The organism is Enterobacter cloacae complex sp. ECNIH7, from assembly GCF_002208095.1.
In the GTDB taxonomy this organism is placed as follows: Bacteria; Pseudomonadota; Gammaproteobacteria; order Enterobacterales; family Enterobacteriaceae; genus Enterobacter; species Enterobacter cloacae_M.
Map to the genome: position 1 here is coordinate 4,179,282 of NZ_CP017990.1, position 16,411 is coordinate 4,195,692.

General features: G+C 49.4%; 18 protein-coding genes and 1 tRNA gene. 9 read left to right on the plus strand and 10 right to left on the minus strand.

The genetic code is table 11. The annotated features are described in order from the left end of the window. Positions 1-64 precede the first annotated feature (64 nt). The 3 genes from WM95_RS20660 to WM95_RS20670 all read left to right on the plus strand — a co-directional run bounded on the left by WM95_RS20660 (position 65) and on the right by WM95_RS20670 (position 2,740). Positions 65-778: a DUF554 domain-containing protein gene (locus WM95_RS20660; RefSeq protein ID WP_063409803.1), complete on the plus strand. Its 714-nt coding sequence runs from the start codon at positions 65-67 to the stop codon at positions 776-778. Between the two features lie 95 nt (positions 779-873). Next, a tRNA-Phe gene (locus tag WM95_RS20665) sits at positions 874-949 on the plus strand. A 387-nt stretch (positions 950-1,336) separates the two neighbouring features. Next, positions 1,337-2,740 (plus strand): ISNCY-like element ISKpn21 family transposase, encoded by a 1,404-nt coding sequence (locus WM95_RS20670; RefSeq protein WP_001567368.1) that lies wholly within the window; start codon positions 1,337-1,339, stop codon positions 2,738-2,740. 28 nt (positions 2,741-2,768) lie between these two features. Here WM95_RS20670 and WM95_RS20675 read toward each other — a convergent pair whose 3' ends face one another. From WM95_RS20675 to WM95_RS20685, 3 genes are all read right to left on the minus strand, one after another. Continuing rightward, positions 2,769-3,401 carry a DUF6904 family protein gene (locus WM95_RS20675; RefSeq protein ID WP_001567369.1) on the minus strand — a complete coding sequence of 211 codons (633 nt, stop codon included), beginning with the start codon at positions 3,399-3,401 and terminating at the stop codon, positions 2,769-2,771. A gap of 74 nt (positions 3,402-3,475) precedes the next feature. Continuing rightward, a complete protein-coding gene (locus WM95_RS20680; protein WP_057060268.1) occupies positions 3,476-4,462 on the minus strand; it encodes a tyrosine-type recombinase/integrase in 987 nt (328 codons plus the stop codon). Between the two features lie 40 nt (positions 4,463-4,502). Further along, positions 4,503-6,041 carry a TraI domain-containing protein gene (locus WM95_RS20685; RefSeq protein ID WP_088544974.1) on the minus strand — a complete coding sequence of 513 codons (1,539 nt, stop codon included), beginning with the start codon at positions 6,039-6,041 and terminating at the stop codon, positions 4,503-4,505. 197 nt (positions 6,042-6,238) lie between these two features. Here WM95_RS20685 and WM95_RS20690 point away from each other — a divergent pair, with 197 nt between their 5' ends. From WM95_RS20690 to WM95_RS20715, 6 genes are all read left to right on the plus strand, one after another. Then, positions 6,239-6,799 carry a hypothetical protein gene (locus WM95_RS20690; protein ID WP_032676640.1) on the plus strand — a complete coding sequence of 187 codons (561 nt, stop codon included), beginning with the start codon at positions 6,239-6,241 and terminating at the stop codon, positions 6,797-6,799. A gap of 176 nt (positions 6,800-6,975) precedes the next feature. Beyond that, a complete protein-coding gene (locus WM95_RS20695; RefSeq protein WP_032676639.1) occupies positions 6,976-7,992 on the plus strand; it encodes a hypothetical protein in 1,017 nt (338 codons plus the stop codon). Positions 7,993-8,100: 108 nt separating this feature from the next. After that, on the plus strand, positions 8,101-9,297 hold the full coding sequence (locus tag WM95_RS20700) for a conjugal transfer protein TraF (RefSeq protein WP_072268468.1): 1,197 nt from the start codon (positions 8,101-8,103) through the stop codon (positions 9,295-9,297). A 57-nt stretch (positions 9,298-9,354) separates the two neighbouring features. After that, positions 9,355-9,900: a hypothetical protein gene (locus WM95_RS20705; protein WP_032676637.1), complete on the plus strand. Its 546-nt coding sequence runs from the start codon at positions 9,355-9,357 to the stop codon at positions 9,898-9,900. 35 nt (positions 9,901-9,935) lie between these two features. After that, a complete protein-coding gene (locus tag WM95_RS20710) occupies positions 9,936-10,583 on the plus strand; it encodes a hypothetical protein (protein WP_032676635.1) in 648 nt (215 codons plus the stop codon). Then, positions 10,580-10,858, plus strand: coding sequence for a hypothetical protein (locus tag WM95_RS20715; RefSeq protein WP_032676634.1), 279 nt, complete (start codon positions 10,580-10,582; stop codon positions 10,856-10,858). The genes WM95_RS20710 and WM95_RS20715 overlap by 4 nt, the downstream gene beginning before the upstream one ends. 83 nt (positions 10,859-10,941) lie before the next feature. On the opposite strand, the gene WM95_RS20720 is transcribed toward WM95_RS20715, so the two are convergent. The 7 genes from WM95_RS20720 to WM95_RS20750 form a co-directional block, all read right to left on the minus strand. Further along, positions 10,942-11,625, minus strand: a complete 684-nt coding sequence (locus WM95_RS20720; RefSeq protein ID WP_000793034.1) for a hypothetical protein — start codon at positions 11,623-11,625, stop codon at positions 10,942-10,944. Between the two features lie 130 nt (positions 11,626-11,755). After that, the gene (locus WM95_RS20725; RefSeq protein WP_000493293.1) at positions 11,756-12,709 is read right to left on the minus strand and encodes a DUF1281 domain-containing protein; all 954 of its coding nucleotides are present in this window, start codon (positions 12,707-12,709) and stop codon (positions 11,756-11,758) included. Positions 12,710-12,800: 91 nt separating this feature from the next. Continuing rightward, positions 12,801-13,793 (minus strand): ArdC family protein, encoded by a 993-nt coding sequence (locus WM95_RS20730; protein WP_032676633.1) that lies wholly within the window; start codon positions 13,791-13,793, stop codon positions 12,801-12,803. Positions 13,794-13,888: 95 nt separating this feature from the next. Continuing rightward, a complete protein-coding gene (locus WM95_RS20735) occupies positions 13,889-14,512 on the minus strand; it encodes a hypothetical protein (RefSeq protein WP_032676632.1) in 624 nt (207 codons plus the stop codon). A gap of 81 nt (positions 14,513-14,593) precedes the next feature. After that, positions 14,594-14,902, minus strand: coding sequence for a hypothetical protein (locus tag WM95_RS20740; RefSeq protein ID WP_032676630.1), 309 nt, complete (start codon positions 14,900-14,902; stop codon positions 14,594-14,596). Between the two features lie 154 nt (positions 14,903-15,056). Beyond that, complete coding sequence (locus WM95_RS20745; RefSeq protein ID WP_001003975.1) at positions 15,057-15,422, minus strand: hypothetical protein; 366 nt, start codon at positions 15,420-15,422, stop codon at positions 15,057-15,059. A gap of 88 nt (positions 15,423-15,510) precedes the next feature. After that, positions 15,511-15,927, minus strand: coding sequence for a hypothetical protein (locus tag WM95_RS20750; RefSeq protein ID WP_032676627.1), 417 nt, complete (start codon positions 15,925-15,927; stop codon positions 15,511-15,513). Between the last annotated feature and the right edge of the window lie 484 nt (positions 15,928-16,411).

A 16,411-nucleotide genomic window follows, 5' to 3' on the forward strand; every position in this document is an offset into this window, starting at 1 on the left:
GGCCCGCGCAGCCCTACCGTGTCATAATAATGCAATATCAATGATTAAATAACAGGAGTTAACTTTGGTTATCGGGCCATTTATTAACGCAGGCGCCGTATTGCTGGGCGGCGTACTCGGCGCCGTGCTGAGCCAGCGGTTGCCGGAGCGTATTCGCACCTCCATGCCCTCAATATTCGGCCTGGCATCGTTAGGGATCGGTATTCTTTTAGTCATCAAATGCGCCAACCTGCCGGTGATGGTGCTGGCCACCCTGCTCGGCGCGCTGATTGGCGAATTTTTCTATCTGGAAAAAGGCATTAACAGCGCGGTGAGCAGAGCCAAAAACATGATAACCCGACCGGGCAAGGCGAAACACGGCACGCACGAGACGTTTATTCAGAACTATGTCGCCATCATTATTCTGTTTTGCGCCAGCGGCACCGGGATTTTCGGTTCGATGCAGGAAGGGATGACGGGCGACCCAAGCATATTGATTGCGAAAGCGTTCCTTGATTTCTTCACCGCCACCATTTTCGCCACAACCCTTGGCGTCGCCGTGGCGGCGATTAGCGTCCCGATGCTGCTTATTCAACTCGCGCTCGCGACCTGCGCCACGTTGATTCTCCCGCTCACCACGCCGGCGATGATGGCAGACTTTACCGCCGTCGGCGGCCTGCTGCTGTTGGCGACCGGGCTGCGCATCTGTGGGATCAAGATGTTTGCCGTGGTGAACATGCTGCCCGCACTGCTGCTCGCCATGCCGCTCTCCGCGCTCTGGACGCACTTTTTCGCTTAAGGATGCGGCGAAATGGTGAGAGATTGCGCAGTCTGTAACGAAAACAACATTTTTCGTTGACGCCACGGGGCAGATCGGGTTTAATGCGCCCCGTTGCCCGGATAGCTCAGTCGGTAGAGCAGGGGATTGAAAATCCCCGTGTCCTTGGTTCGATTCCGAGTCCGGGCACCACTTCTTCAGAGCCTGTTCGTTAAGAGATGAGATCCTTAACGGGCAAGACAGCAGTCCCCAGACGGCATGATGATGGTACTTGTGTTACCGCATCAGTTGAACACGGGACTTAAATCCAGAGGATGTTGGTACCATCCTCTGGATTTCTCACGTCCACAATTTACTTCACGAACGTATTTACCCTCAGATCTTCCCTGTGTCAATCTTTTGTAAAGCAAACATCCCTTTTTTTTCCATTTTTAATTTCATCAACTTAGATTTAACTTAAGATTAGTCTTATGCAGCATCCATGTAATGGCTCAATAGTAATGTCCGCCTGTGGCTCAATTCAGATGTCCGCGCTATGGTAAGCTTCACTGGTCCGTTTAAACTACCGGGAGGCATATCATGAGCGCAGAAAGCTCAGGAGTGTTTACTTTGAAAGAGATCAACCGGATCAAGATTATACAGGACGTCATTGAACGTCGCATCACAACGCGCCGTGCGGCCGAGCACCTCGGTATCAGCGACAGGCAATGCCGCAGACTTCTTGCCCGTTACCGTGAAGGCGGACCGCTTGGTATGGCCAGCAGACGATGTGGCATGCGTGGTAACCGCCAGTTGCCACCCGGGCTCGCAGATCAGGCTCTGGAACTGATCAAGACGCGTTATGCTGATTTCGGTCCGACTCTGGCGCGTGAAAAGCTCGAAGAACTCCACGGACTGTTTCTTGGCAAAGAAACTGTCCGGCGCATCATGGTGCGGGCTGGCTTATGGGTTCCCCGTAAACAACGTGCCGCAAGGATCCCTCAACCACGGTACCGGCGTCCGTGTACTGGTGAGCTGATACAAATAGATGGCTGTGATCACGACTGGTTTGAAGGCCGTGGCCCGGCCTGCACCGCGCTGGTCTATGTTGATGATGCAACCAGCAAACTGATGGAACTGTTGTTTGTTAAATCGGAGTCCACGTTTTCTTACTTCGAAGCCACGCGGCGCTATATCGATAAGCATGGTAAACCGCTGGCACTGTACAGCGATAAAGCCGGTGTTTTTCGTGTTAACAATAAACACGCCACAGGCGGAGACGGGCATACTCAGTTTGGGCGAGCCATGCATGAACTGAACATCCAGACTATCTGTGCAGAAACCAGTCCCGCCAAAGGGCGTGTAGAACGAGCTCACCTCACTTTACAGGATCGTCTGGTCAAAGAGCTGCGGTTACAGGGCATTTGTTCAATGGAGGCTGCAAATGACTTCGCTGAGGCCTATATGGCTGACTATAACCGCCGTTTTGGCAAAGTACCGCGACATGATTTTGACGTACACCGTGCTGTAGAACATGATGAGGACCTGGGGCTTATTTTCACTGTTCGTGAAAAACGTAAAGTCTCAAAATCGTTGACGATACAATATGATAAAATGTTGTACCTGATTGAAGACAGCGAACTGAGTCGCCGTGCAATAGGTAAATATATCGATGTGTATCACTATCCTGATGGCAGAAAAGAGCTGCGCCTGAACGGTACGCTACTTCCCTACTCTACCTACGACCGACTGTCAGAAATCGACCAGGGCGCGATTGTCGATAACAAGCGTCTTGGCCGAACCCTGGAGTTTATCAGTCTGGTGCAGAGCAAGCGGGATAACACGCGCTCTCAGTCAATTCCCGCTGGAGATGGCCCTTCCCGACGACGGCCAAAGCAGGAAGGGAAGAAATCCCAGCGCTCACTGGATAATGATGACATGCTCGAAGCACTCAAACAGCTTCAGTCACGTTCAGAGGACATTTTTGGTAAAAGAGCCCGCTGATGGTACTCACTGGCCGGACAGTGGTTGCTCACCAGTTGATATTGTCCGGCCAGACCCATGATGTATTATTCATTTCGTTCAGCATCTTTATGTCCTGCTTTTCACGGGCATACTTACCCCATAATGAATGAAAAGAACGAACAATACTGATTAACTGCTTTTTTCTTTGCTCCGGAGATAGGCTGATAAAATAGCAGCACCTGCTGTCAATATTATCCTCAATGAAATTAAAATCAGAGTCTGATGCATATTTTACTGTTAGCATAATATCATTCGACGTTGTTCTCTCAGACTCTGTTAATGCTGATTCTATCAGGTATTCAAAGGCATACATGACAGACAGCTGGTTTTTGTCTGTCTGAATATAACCCATTGAGTTTCTGAGTATTGAGGACTGTACCAGGACCAGAGGCCATAAAAGCTCAACACCATAAAGCTTATATGTATCATGTTGATCATACTGATGTTGCTCAACACGACGATTACCTTCCCGTGCTTTACGAATATCATAGGCAAGGGATAACATAAATCCGTCTTTAACTTTAATCAGTGGGCTTTCATCCACGATGTAATGAATGAGTTCATGTAATTCATTCAGGGCTTCTGAATCTCCCCACAGTATAAAACCTGCATTGTTCGGCGTTAACTCGTATCGAAGCATGGGCTCAATCATCCTGTTGTTTCAGTCGGAGGAAAGTCTATCAGTAAAGAGAATGAGAGATCAAAGTGGTCATTTTAATTGAGCTGGATAACGGACATTTCAATTGAGCCTTGACAATCCAGCTCCTCCAGCATGTCCCGTACCTTATCCAGGTCACTTTCAACATACTCCAGCGTGACCGCCGGTGTTGAATGACCCAGCAGGTCCTGTGCCATCTTCAGGTTACGATCCGGCAAACGCATCAGGTTAGTCGCGATGGTGTGTCGGAACCTGTGCGGACTGACTGTAAAACCGCATTCTCGTGAAAGCCGTCTGAAAAACGCACGCAACGGCGGATAATCCATGTTGCTGCTGATTTCATTCTTCCGGCCATCAAAGCGAGAAAGATTAAACAACTGGTCCTGCATCTTCGCGCCACGCTCAAGGGAGAGGTTATAGAGCCTTTCAAGTCTGGGACGGAGGTTTTCAGTAATCGGAACCCGGTGCTCCTTATGGTTCTTGGAACCCTCAGGCCGGAGATTAATCCAGCGGTGCTCAAAATTTACATCCTCCAGGCGAATGTGCAGCAACTGGTTCTGGCGCATTCCTGTCCTCCGCAATGCATCCAGTACCGTTAGCCAGAACCATGCTGGCCGTAAGGCGCTTTTTCTTAACTCCATCATACCAGTCCGTTCATCCTCTTCCCTTGCCAGCATGTGCAGATAAATTTTATTCATCTGCACATCAGTCAGTGTTTTTTTGCGTTTGACATCGGGTCGGGTGATTACGCCGTTGAAAGGGTTTTCCCTCATCGTTACAAGCCCATTAACGATGGCGTGATTAAATATAGCGCGCATATGAGTCACTTTATTATTCCATGTCGTTCTGCTCAGTCCTTCCTCATGGATAATTTTTCGGCGCCACGTTAAAACCAGCGTTTTATCAACCTGCTCAGGTGAAATACCTTTCCCGCTAAAGGAAATGAATGATCTGACTACCTTCCTGTAGCTCCACTCCGTAGCCGGGCGCAAAGATTTACTGAAAAAATAATCATCCAGCACTTCTTCAAATGCATTGTTCATATTCACCTCGTATATTGTTATTCTGACTTAAACAATAGTATTAATTTCTTCGTGCAAGCCATACGCTGTCCGGTGGACAGGTTCCTTTTCTGTAAATAATGTCAGCACTCAGCATGTATCCTGACATTTTGGTGTAACGACCGCTTTTGTCCGGCGTATCGTATTTATGGTAATGCCAGAGGCCTTTACCATTTCGTGAATAATGAACGTTCAGAGCTTCAAAGCTTTTTTGTAACTCTGATTTATCCAGTGACTCGTTTGTATTCAGCGATAAATATTTAAAAAAACACTCAGGTGAAACAATGAATACAAACTGAGCCAGAATATGTGCAAAACTCTCGCCCTCATTGACACTAGCCGTACCGTCAAGGATTGAGGATTTCAGCCAGTCCAGAAACTTTTCTCCTGGAGTGCCAGATTCCATCCCGACCAGCGAAGGCTCTTCAGAAGAAGTAGTTTCAACCTTCTCTTCAACAACAGGAGCACCAGAGCCCGACATCTGGTCAAGCACGCTAAGAAATTCTGCGGTTGATACCGACTCATCCGGGACAGTTTCATCACCTGTTCGTTCATCGGATGACTGTGTATCATGATTATCAAATGCCGAAAGCAACGTAACCTGACCGGTAACATCCTTAGCAGCATAATCACCTGTCTGGTTAGTATCGTAACCTATTGAAGCATTGTTAATTGGCTCTGGAACCGGTGTTATATTTTTGTGACTGGACGTTTGATGCATATCGTCGTCTATTAAATTTGGGATATTGTTTGTTCTGGATCCTTCCTCCCCTTCCTCCCCTGAGGTGATCACCTTATCGCTTTCAGAGGAGCTTGCTGTACCAGAAACGGTTCCTGATTTATTGGCAACGCTGGCAAGCGCATCGCTGATGATGCTGTTGAGAATTCCAGACTGAGCTTTTTGTCCGCTGAGGTACAAAAATAGCGCACCTGAAATCGCCGGCCAGCGTTGAAGCCAGATAGCCGCAGCATCCGGGATGAGTTTACTGGCAATGTACATGCCGTTCATTGAAGCCGTTCTCCCCTGCCGGGGACGCACCCGCCAGTTTGCACCGGGTATTTCCATCCCCGGACACCAGGCTTTTCCGTTCGCCAGGCTCCCTTCAATCTGCGACAACCAGTCAAGATGATGAAAAAGCCCAGCCCAGAACACTGCGCATATCCAGGCAGGCCCCTGCTCTGCCTGCTCCTCAGGCGTCGCTCCCGGAGGTAACATCATACCGCGTACCAGCCTCACGGCACTTGCGGCCACGGATAAACTGAGGTCAGTAAAGCTCCCTGGTGTGGCGAACGGCCCCGCCCAGGCTGCCGGTACTTCCTGAACGCGAGCAGCCATTTGCTCTAAGGGTTTTAGCCAGAATTCGTCAAAGGCTGACTGTGACAGTGGGCAATTTTCCCGCAACATCCGGACGTTCTTCTGTCGCTCCGCAGTTCCCAGTAACAACTGACCGGACAGTACGTTCCGGAACCCTCCCGCTTGTGCCGGCTGCACGGATGGCCTTACTGAGTATTCCGTTCCGACTGCCAGCCCAAGGCCTGTTAACCATTTCAGTCCACGCATAAGCACCCCATAACCAAATACCGAATTGACGCTACGCTATGGAGACGGTTGTATTTTGCAAGTCAAAAGCCTTAGTTCCTGATTAAACAAAACGAACTTGCATTAATCCTTAAAGGCCGGTTCACAGTTTTCAGATGAAGAGAATTAATCAGCATGCTTCCTTAAGCGCCATCAGAAATCTGAGGGAAGCTACAGGAATGCAAAGATTAGTGGTCTCTGGAATTATCCTCTGCTGGGGTCTTGCGAGTTACGGGCTCATCGCTTTAATTACGGGGTATCAGGATGGGATGGTGTATCTCTGGGGGCTTGTATTGATATCCCCTTTTTCTCTGAGAGTGGTGAACTGGATGCAGCGCAGACTCATCAGCCAGCCCTGCATCCTGAGCTACCATAAGCGCAGCTCAAGGATATTCGTGCATCTGTCGCCAAACCAGCCAACCGTCAGTATTTCATCCGAACGTGTGGCCTGGTTCTGGAATGGAGTGCTAACCAGTATAGAGGACGCTCTCAGTGGCAGAGAGAACACCATCGTGATTGCCTCCCATCTCCTCACCTCTTATCGAATTAAACGTATCAGAAGGCATCTTCAGATTCAGGCCGGACATTACCGAAGCCATGTCATACATGTCCCCTTCACACCCGCTGCGCGTGCAGTTATGCAACTGGAAATTCTTCTTGCACAGTGGCGCTGGCGTGTACCGTCCAGAACGTTATGGCCCGTTCTTGTCATACGAAAAACTTTCAATCCGGAAAAATAATTTCCCCTGTTTTGATTTTTCACCCGTTGTCACACTGGCTACATCAATGTAGTCGATCTGAACGATCGATTTTCATCGTTATACATCCACTCTGGTGCGCGGTAACGTATCCACAGTGGATACAATAATTAATAACTTAAGTCGAATTAATGTATTAGCCAACACCGGGAAATTATATGAACCGTCTGAACGTCACCTCCATCCTTGCCAGTATCATCACTGAACGGGATGAAAATATGCAGCAGCTGGTAGCCCAGCTTTCGGACGGAAAGAAAACGTCTGGCAGCCCTATTGCAATACGTTTTAAACCAGCTGTCAGGGATTTCGTCACACTGGTATCAGGACGCCTGGGTATTTCATCAGCTGAACTGGTCAATATTCTCGTCGAGGGTATCATGCGCGAGACGCTTATCCCCCGACAGGCTGTGATCACACATATCCACGAACGGTTCTGGCTGCTGATGGATGAGCACCGCCTGTCGGTACTGGACGTGGCTCGCCTGCTCTCGGACTGGAATATCGGTCTGAGCGTTCTGGAAAGCCGTGAAAGAACGATGGATTACTTAACTGCACCTTTGCTGAAACAGCTATCTGACTGGTTCTGTGTAAGTACCAGATGGCTGGAAGGAAGTGATCCCCGGCCAGTGTACCTGACCGCTTTCAGCGAATGGATTCAGGTTGCCATGATAATTAAAAAAAGAATTCAGGAATATACATCTGACGACAACCTGACCCGTCCTGACATATTCCTGGTCAGAGAGAATCAATACACCTCAGGAGATATCAAAGACGAATCCGGACATGTTTTCATTTTTATTCGGCGCTATAAAACCGTTAATAACACAACAATTCGTGTAGTTGAATGTATCGGGCATTGTCCATCTTCAGGTACTTATAAAACACAACTTAATTCATTCCTGAGTATGAGCAACATTCTCTTCAGAGCGCATATTCTCAACAGTTTCGACACATTTTATGCATCCGGTTATTTACTGGATGCGCTGAGAGAAGGAAAGATACTTCCGGCCGCTGCACTGTGGGAAATTCAGAAACTTCAACAAACAGAGTCAGGTAAGTTTTCTCAAAATATATGGACCGAAGAGGAAAGAGAACCTTTTCTTTTCCCTGAGGAATTTATAACACCAGAATGGAGTAAATTTGTTAGCCAAATAACAGCCCTCAATATTAAGTGAAATAATCAGTCAGACACATTGTTTTATTGGTGCACCAGCGCCAGGGGATTTTTTTGCCTTAAACACCATAAACGACAAAGGATATAAATGATGAAAGCTTCAATTTCAATGATTACACGCTGCGTTTCCCTTGCTCTTCTGGTTTCCGCAGCGCCGTCGGTTAATGCTGCGACGAACTGGATGGAGGCACGCGGTGATGCTATGGGTGGCACCGGCGTGGCATCCGCGCACTACGGTACTGCGGCTCTGTCTAACCCTGCTCTGTTAACTACGTCCGGACCAACCGATGATTTCAGCCTGGTGCTGCCATCGGTGGGCGCCCAGGTCTCTGACCCGGATAAAACCGTGGATAAAGCGGATGATGTTAAGGACCTCTGGGATCGTTTCGACAGCGCCGTCGCTAATCAGTCCGGTGTCAGCGAAAGCGCCGCGGCACTCAAGAGTAAGCTTCAGGATTTGAAAAACACACATGCGAACGGCCAGGTCGGGGCTTCAGTTATTGCAACTGTGCCGAACCAGACACTACCGTTCGCCGTTGTGGTGAAATCATGGGGTACTGTCTCTGTCGATGGTAAGGTCAGCGATCACGACCTGGAATACCTCGACAAGGTCGCCGATGGCACAATCCCCCCTTCTGCAGTGGATACTGACTCACTTACGTCAAGAGCCTACGGTCGTGCGGCTGTGATCACCGATGTCGGAGTGGCCATGGCGCATGAGTTCGAAACTGCAGGACATGCCTGGTCCTTTGGTATCACACCAAAATACCAGCGCGTTGACCTGTTTAACTACAACGTTTCCGTCAGTAATTTTGACAAAAACGACATTGACTCCAGCGAGTACCGCAATACCAAAACCGGTTTTAACGCCGACGTCGGTCTGTCCACAAACCTGAACGACAACTGGACTCTTGGTCTGGCCGTACAAAATATCATCCCCCGCTCAATCGATACCAAAGAAGTAAATGGTGAAAAGGGAACGTTCAGGATTAAACCGCAGGCCACTGCCGGCGCCTCATGGCACAACAGCTTCATCACAACCGCGCTCGATGTCGACCTGACTGAGGCGAGTGGTTTCACCAGTGATAATAAGCGTCAGTTTGCAAGTCTGGGTGCCGAGATTAATGCCTGGAACTGGATGCAGGTGCGCGCGGGATACCGCCAGAACATGGCTTCCGGAGAAGGCAATGCTTTCACTGCCGGCCTGGGGTTCTCTCCGTTTGATGTGGTTCACCTGGATATCACGGGCATCGCAGGCACTGATCGTACCTACGGGGCGGTTGCACAACTTCAATTCACTTTCTGATCCAGCAAAATGAAGGGGCTGTTTACTGACAGCCCTGGAAGTCCTCAGGAGAACACTATGAAAAAACTCATTCTTTGCTCAGGTATCTCTTTTGTACTTATGGCTCTTGCTGGGTGTAGCCAGAACCAGCTCAATCAGTTTCAGCGGCAACTGTCAGATGTCAGCACGATGATATCACCTGGTGAGCAGCATCCTTCTGAAAAAGAGGCTGAACGTAATGAGATTGCCCAGGCATTCAGCCTGCCAGTCGGCGTAGATACTGCTGCACTACGCCTGAAGCAGCATTATGGTTTTCCTTCTGATGAAGACGTTTCAGCCGCAAGAAACAATGGTCAGGGAAATGCTGGCTGGTCAGCATCGGCAATTTCAGAAGGTGCCAGTTGGTCAGCCCAACCTGGGTCTTATTATCGCATGAGCCGGAACTGGGCAGCTAATGATCGTCTGACAATAGAAGTCACAGGCGATGCTAAACGCAGCAACGTGACCGCAATTTATCGTTCCTCCAATCCGGAGCATCTTAAACCTGAATGGACCGCGCGCCTGTGGAAACAAATTCCGGAAGTCGCACGCGGTACGAAGGTTAGTCGGGAGGTCGGGCAATGAGCAAGTCACCTTCTCCACGGCCGCAGGAGACTGATATGTCCAGTTTACCAACTGGTGAAAATATCAAAGCCATTGAAAAGCTAATTAGCGATGCCTCAGAGGTTATTGCAAAGCGAGAGCGCTCAGTCAGACGTGCAGAACGAAATCTGGAAATAGCCGAAGACCACCTTGCAGACCTGGAAAATCAGAGAGATGAACTCGTCATAGCGAGCTGGGGAGATGCTCCCAACTGGCATGGAATATTTAGTATGAGTGAGGATGCCTCAACCACCATGCGAGCATACCGTGATAAATGGGTCGGTACGATCGCAGGTCTGCGTCTGACTGCCTTCGGCAATATTTATACCGGACAGTCAGTTTACGGGATCGGTTTCACAACAAAGTCTGAAGAAGAACTGGAGCAAACAATCCGGATGGTGGAGTTTGTTCTGCCGTACCTTATTGCTGATGAGCGAAAAGAAAAATCATTAATGATTTATAACTACCCCGCGGTGGACTGCTGCCACAGCTTCGTTTTTAATATCGAAACAGGTACATATGGCATCGCCACAGATCGCTTTATGTCACGTCAGGAAACGATGGAGTTTCCCTCACTGGAATTCGCACTTCGTCATCTCCAGGCAAACACCTTAATAGACGATGTAGATAAACGGAAAAGCCTGAACGATGAGGTGACGGAATGAAAGATGTGTACTGGGTAGTCGAAGCCAACGGGAAGGAAATTGGCGCTATGACACTGGATGAGTTTGAAGACATCCACAAGTCCGTGAAGGCAAACTGGATGAACAGGATCGTTGCCGTTATCAGGTTTTTCTTTTTCCCTGCATATAAGAAAACAGGCCTGTACTGGCCTGAAATTGAAGAGGAAGTAAAAGCACTTTTGCAGGTCAGAACTGATGCTCCGCTCACCATTAAATTCGTTCGCGGAGAAATGCCAACTCAGATAAGACTACTATAACGGCCAGTAGCAAGATGCTGCCTCATCAACCATTCAATCTCTATACCCAATAAAAAAGCCCCCGGGAGGGAGCTTTTTATTATTCAGGCGGCCTGATTCAGGACATGACGTAAACGACCGGGCCAGTTGCCCTGGTAATGCGCAAACGTATGCAACACACGACGGCGTTCATCGCAAAGAGAGTTGCCAATAACCACTTCACCTGGCACTCCACACAGCGTTAACTGAATATAAGCCATCCCCGCAGCCAGCGGATCGATATCAGTAGCTGAAACCCACAAATACCGGTGTGGTGAATAACCGGCATCGCGCAGCACAGTGGCAAATGCGAGCGCCATACATCCCGCGCCACAGGCTGGCTCCGCCAGGGTAATAAAAGGCTTGTCCGCAAAATTATCAGCAACGTTGCCGAGCTGCATGCGCGCCATCATGATGCCCACATCCCATGGGGTAAAAAACTGACCACGATATTTATCACCCAGTTCAAGCTGCATGAAAACCTGTCCAAGAAAATCCCCCGGTGAATCATCCAGCCCATTGACAACATGGGCCAGCAATTCTGCCATACGGACTACATCCTTCTTTTCATAACGTGCAACTATGCGCAGATATTTCTGCTCCCGCTTTTCGCAGAAACTGAGGGCATTCTGAAGAGCAATAACGCTGCAACTGATGAAGTCTTCAAAAACCTGATGTCGATGGTGATAACGAGCAGTCTGGTTGAAAAGCGAAATGAACGCCTTTTCATGGTTTATTAGATTTTTCATGCATGTCTCCTTTAACGGGAAACACGCCCCTGACAGGGAAACAGTGTTTCCCGTCAGGGTGAAAAAAAGCCACAACAAGTGTTGTGGCCAGTATGTTGAACCGGTTAGCCCGGGTTATCCTGGTTTAGTGTCAGGCCCGAATGCTCCCGTATTGTGCCGCTGGCGCCGCATATGGCGTTACCGCTGTGGTTTCCGTAGAGACAAGGTACATTCTTGCTGTTTCACCGTTGCTCAGTTGCTGCATTTCTTCCGGCCAGGGGCCACTGTCAACGTGATCACCGCGGTCAAAACAGTTATATCCGGAAAAACCTTCATCCACTGATTTCCAGTAATGACGGATCTCACAGTCAAACAGCTCTGACATCTCACCCATAACCTCTCCAGATGGCGGGTACCAGGGGGTATCGAACGTCAGTAATATCGTGCCCAGTGATTCACGGCTCCAGTTGGCTTTATGACCAGCCGGGAACTCCACACCATACAGCTGCGTGTAAAGATCTGCAGTTGTGTTAAGCCCCCGGAACAAACCACTGTTACCGTTCAGCTCAGTTGCAAGACGTGACGGCATTATCATCAGCATATCGCAGGGACAACTCGCGGCCGGCATTATACTGAGCCATTCCCAACGCTCCTGCGGATCGAACTGTTCCCCGAAGCTGGCAACACCAAACCAGTCAGCATAGTGAACAGCCATCAACTGGGACATTATCTGGCGCGATGAAACTGGAATACTCTCCCATTTAAGTGTTTCCAGGCCGGACTGAACCCAGATCTTCTCCATACGTGCAATAGTAGCGCTGTCGAGCCACGCATCCTTTTCCATTAATTCCAGGAAATGCTGGAACGCCTGGTTTGCCGAAGTAGAAGCCCCCGTACCGGCGGCCGTAAGCATCGGATAAGCAGTAAACTCTGTCGCTTTTGTTGGCTTAAGTATCCCGGCACATCCAGCAAGAAACAGCTTTATGGCCTGCCGTATGGCATGTCGATAACGCGGAGTTTCAGTGCCGGCAATCCAGGACTGCATCACGTCAATACAAACAGATTTCGCAGTGATTTCCAGACGGTTTTTGCACCATGAAAACATAGTTATTACTCCTCTTTAGTTTAGACAGAGGGCATCTCCCTGAGGAGATACCCTCAGGGGATGCTGATGACCAGAGCCATCAAGTTTATTGTTAAGCAGCCTTGTTCTGTTCCGGTTGTCGGTTCAGTGGCTGCAGTAAAAAATCCGACGCTTCCCGGGCAAACCGGCAGGCGCGGAAAAAGGCTTTTTTATCGTCACGAAGTACCTTCAACCAACTGGCCAGATAGCTTTCATGTTGAACATCACCGTAAATACCCAGCTCTGCACAAAGAAAAGCACTGCCGGTTTCGGCAATAAGCTCCTCAAAGGCGTAAACTGGATCACCGAATTTTCGCGAAGAAGATGTTATCCCTTCACGGCTCAGACGGCGGCTGTGGCCGGTTGCATGAACCAGTTCATGCAGTAGTGTGGACCAGTAATCAGCTTCAGAATTAAACTGTGAAGTCGTAGGCATCACAATTCGATCGGTTGATGGCTGATAATACGCCCGGTTTTGTCGGTACGATGTGCAAACCACACCGGTTGCATTCAGTACTGACAGTACCTGCCCCTGTTGTTGTTCACTGAGTATGGAATGCCGCTCCTCTTCTGCCTCTATTGGCGGCATGCCGGCAACAGCATCCGGCAGTCCATCACACTGGGCGACATTGAAAAGTTGCAGCGGCTTCAGCATTGCAAGCGACTCCATGACGGGATTACCGTCTTTATCGAACAGCTTGTTATCGTTGCCATCCGTCGCCTGTTTCTCAAACGGTTTGTAGATGATGGCCATCGAGCTGGTTTCACCCTTGCGCACCTGACCACCCACGGCTTTCGCCTGCTGGTATGTCAGCCATCGATCGGATGAAAATCCCCGCTCTTCAGCAGACATCCACAGCAAGGGTATATTCACTCCGCTGTAATGGCGGCCGGTTGTGGCATTCACCGGTAACGCGCTGCCATGTACGTTCTGTGCAGAACGCCACGGCCGGCGCCACGGTGGAACCCCTTTTTCCAGGGCGGCAATGATTTTGTCGGTGACCTGCTGGTAAAGATCGGCTTTCTGAGCCGGCGCGGCCTTACGGCCGCGAATGGATTTGTTCATAAGGATGCAACCTGTAAAAAAGGGCGCATCCTCCCCGGGGCGGAAGAATGCGCCACCGGGAGTGGAAAAAAGTCAGAGATAGTCAGTAATACAACCTAGCGGCGGGTTCCCGCGTAACGGAAAGAGCCATCAGACATCACCTCGCTGACGCTGCTGCGTACGCTGCGAACCGCACTCTCAAACATCGTGCGATCAGCCGGTTTTGCCCGTTTACAGTCGAGACGGATTACCCTGTCAAGCACAGACAGCGCCTGTGAGCGCCAGCTCAGACGTTCCGCATTCCCTACACAGGCAGGTAAATGCCGGAGAGACTGATCGTAGAGCCAGCGAATATTGCTGCGATATTCCTCCACCAGGACATACACCTTTTCTGGCGGGCAGGTCTCCTTACGAATTGTCATACCAGTCCCCAGTGGACCGGCCGATGGCATCATAAAAAGATCGTGGTGTTCGTTCAGAACGGCGTCGAATTTGCTCTGCTCCATAAAGGTCTGAAAAGCGTATTCCTTCCCGGGAATTAACAGGTCTGCATTTTCCGACCAGTTTGCATCTTTCGAGGGATTACAACCTTCCGCCCATGCCCTGAGCCATTCGCCGGGGTTTCGGTCATCCGGAACCCGGATGTATATACCAAGGTTCTTTTCAAGCAGCAGTGGCCTTTGCATACCGCCCTGCTGTGATAAAAGAGGGCGTAATTCGGTTGAGGTAAAGCGAATCATCAGGACTCCTTAAATTAATAAGGAGGAGACCTCCCCTGGAGGGAAGGTCCCTCCGGGAAGTGTTAATCAGTCAGAACTGATTCAGTCGAAACGGTAACGCAGCCAGGCCATCTGCTGCGCCATCTGCCGTCCCGCCCGTAAAGCCTTACGTGCGGAGGCAAACTGACCGGCGCTGGCCAGTTGCTGATACTGCCAGTCACGCGAACTGTAGCCCGTTCTGCGTGAAATGATGGCGGTAAAACCCCCTTCAGACTGAACGACCTCGGCGCGGAAACTGCTGTGACCGCTACGGTTGGTGAACCATTCGGCCTGCTGCTGCCGCATTGCTTCTGAAATGCGGCTGAGGACGCGCGTGGTATGGGTGATAAACAACAGTATTATACTGCTCATGGTTTTCTCCTTAGTTAATGCGGAGAAAACCATCACCGCAGATGCAGGGAGGTTGTCCCCGCATGGGTTGGTACATCAGTTATAAGCTGGCTTCATTCAGAAAACACAACCACCTCCGTATGGAGAAAGTCCCCATAGGGTTCAGTGCATCACGTCAGAAATCAGCATCGCTGCGTTCCATAGACAGAAAGGCCTCTTCGTCTTTGACTGCGCTTTTGTAGAAATATGTCCAGGCTTCTTTATCAATACCTTCTGCCATGCGGCAGAGGTCGTTAAAGAATGCCTCCCATGATCCCGGTATAAGTTTTCGAACATACAGTTCAGCCAGTTCCCGGGCAACAGAAGCCATATCCCAGACGTAATACGGAAAGCCGTCTTCATCTGTCCCGGTATTTAGGTCAAGGCGGCGAAGCGCTGCGATACTCAGCAGTTCGCCTTCCGCTTTAGCCAGTGCAACTTTGTGAGCATTACGCTCGCTGGCACGGATGTGAAAATCTTCGGTGAGAATTAACTCGTTCATAAAGGATTCCTTAAAGAGTTGTGGAATCCTGTCCCTGACCGGGACAGAAGTCCCGTTAGGGTGAGAAAATCTTCGACTAATAAGGCCGTCAGGCGATGTCTGAGAAATGGGCGCTCTGATAAAACATTTCGCGCAATTGCTCTGTAGCTTCGTCCAGCTCTTTTTCCTCGCGAGACCTGGTAACGCCCTGAAGAAAAGCTGTACTCCAGTGAAAACTGTGAACATCTGTCCCCAGAAGCGTAAGCTCGCTCACTGCTTCTTCGACAAAGGTATGTTTTATGAAGCCATGCTCAGTTGCAAAACCAACTGTATACGCGACATGTCTGAGAAAAGTCAGGTAATCAGGAAGGCCGTCAGCAGGAACCTGAGGATCTGCGTCGACTATGAGTTTGTTATCCAGACGAACGTTAAGCTGAGTTTTTACGTAATCCACAATGATTTTTGCAGAAGCGGGTGAGTCACAACTCAGTAACGCGAGCGGATTGATCATGCTGGTGTAATGCATGGGTACGATTCCTTATGAAAAAAGGGAACCGTCCCAAAGGGAAAGTATCCCTTAGGGTGAGAATCAGGCCAAAAATGCCGGATGAGTAAATCAGGTGTTTGGTAGTGTGAAGTTAAGTAGAAAAGGACCTTAACCTGTAATCAGGTTCCTGTTTGCAAAGGTTAAACAGGTTTGAACCGCCCGAAAGCACCATCTCTCAGGTTATGATGGCATTGGCATGTGATTACCCGAAGGCGCCTGTCTCAAATCACTCAGGCATTGGCAGTTGTCAGAGACAACGTTAGCAAATTAAGCGTACACAATTCCCGCACCTCAGGCAATAGTGTCAACGCAAAGATCTTCCCACATTGTGGTTTGAACCAGGACGATGAAGCCCTTAACGGGAAAGTCACTACTGCTGAGAATATCCTGAGAAAATGTGTCATGTTTAAATTGATCAGAAAAAAGGATCATATTTTTACATTTTATGAGCGTTTTCTTTTTC

Bases quoted from the DNA above. Each gene is read 5' to 3' on its own strand.
- WM95_RS20670 (WP_001567368.1), top strand. From the start codon at position 1,337: ATGAGCGCAGAAAGCTCAGGAGTGTTTACTTTGAAAGAGATCAACCGG.
- WM95_RS20675 (WP_001567369.1), bottom strand. From the start codon at position 3,401: ATGCTTCGATACGAGTTAACGCCGAACAATGCAGGTTTTATACTGTGG.
- WM95_RS20680 (WP_057060268.1), bottom strand. From the start codon at position 4,462: ATGAACAATGCATTTGAAGAAGTGCTGGATGATTATTTTTTCAGTAAA.
- WM95_RS20685 (WP_088544974.1), bottom strand. From the start codon at position 6,041: ATGCGTGGACTGAAATGGTTAACAGGCCTTGGGCTGGCAGTCGGAACG.
- WM95_RS20690 (WP_032676640.1), top strand. From the start codon at position 6,239: ATGCAAAGATTAGTGGTCTCTGGAATTATCCTCTGCTGGGGTCTTGCG.
- WM95_RS20695 (WP_032676639.1), top strand. From the start codon at position 6,976: ATGAACCGTCTGAACGTCACCTCCATCCTTGCCAGTATCATCACTGAA.
- WM95_RS20700 (WP_072268468.1), top strand. From the start codon at position 8,101: ATGATTACACGCTGCGTTTCCCTTGCTCTTCTGGTTTCCGCAGCGCCG.
- WM95_RS20705 (WP_032676637.1), top strand. From the start codon at position 9,355: ATGAAAAAACTCATTCTTTGCTCAGGTATCTCTTTTGTACTTATGGCT.
- WM95_RS20710 (WP_032676635.1), top strand. From the start codon at position 9,936: ATGTCCAGTTTACCAACTGGTGAAAATATCAAAGCCATTGAAAAGCTA.
- WM95_RS20715 (WP_032676634.1), top strand. From the start codon at position 10,580: ATGAAAGATGTGTACTGGGTAGTCGAAGCCAACGGGAAGGAAATTGGC.
- WM95_RS20720 (WP_000793034.1), bottom strand. From the start codon at position 11,625: ATGAAAAATCTAATAAACCATGAAAAGGCGTTCATTTCGCTTTTCAAC.
- WM95_RS20725 (WP_000493293.1), bottom strand. From the start codon at position 12,709: ATGTTTTCATGGTGCAAAAACCGTCTGGAAATCACTGCGAAATCTGTT.
- WM95_RS20730 (WP_032676633.1), bottom strand. From the start codon at position 13,793: ATGAACAAATCCATTCGCGGCCGTAAGGCCGCGCCGGCTCAGAAAGCC.
- WM95_RS20735 (WP_032676632.1), bottom strand. From the start codon at position 14,512: ATGATTCGCTTTACCTCAACCGAATTACGCCCTCTTTTATCACAGCAG.
- WM95_RS20740 (WP_032676630.1), bottom strand. From the start codon at position 14,902: ATGAGCAGTATAATACTGTTGTTTATCACCCATACCACGCGCGTCCTC.
- WM95_RS20745 (WP_001003975.1), bottom strand. From the start codon at position 15,422: ATGAACGAGTTAATTCTCACCGAAGATTTTCACATCCGTGCCAGCGAG.
- WM95_RS20750 (WP_032676627.1), bottom strand. From the start codon at position 15,927: ATGCATTACACCAGCATGATCAATCCGCTCGCGTTACTGAGTTGTGAC.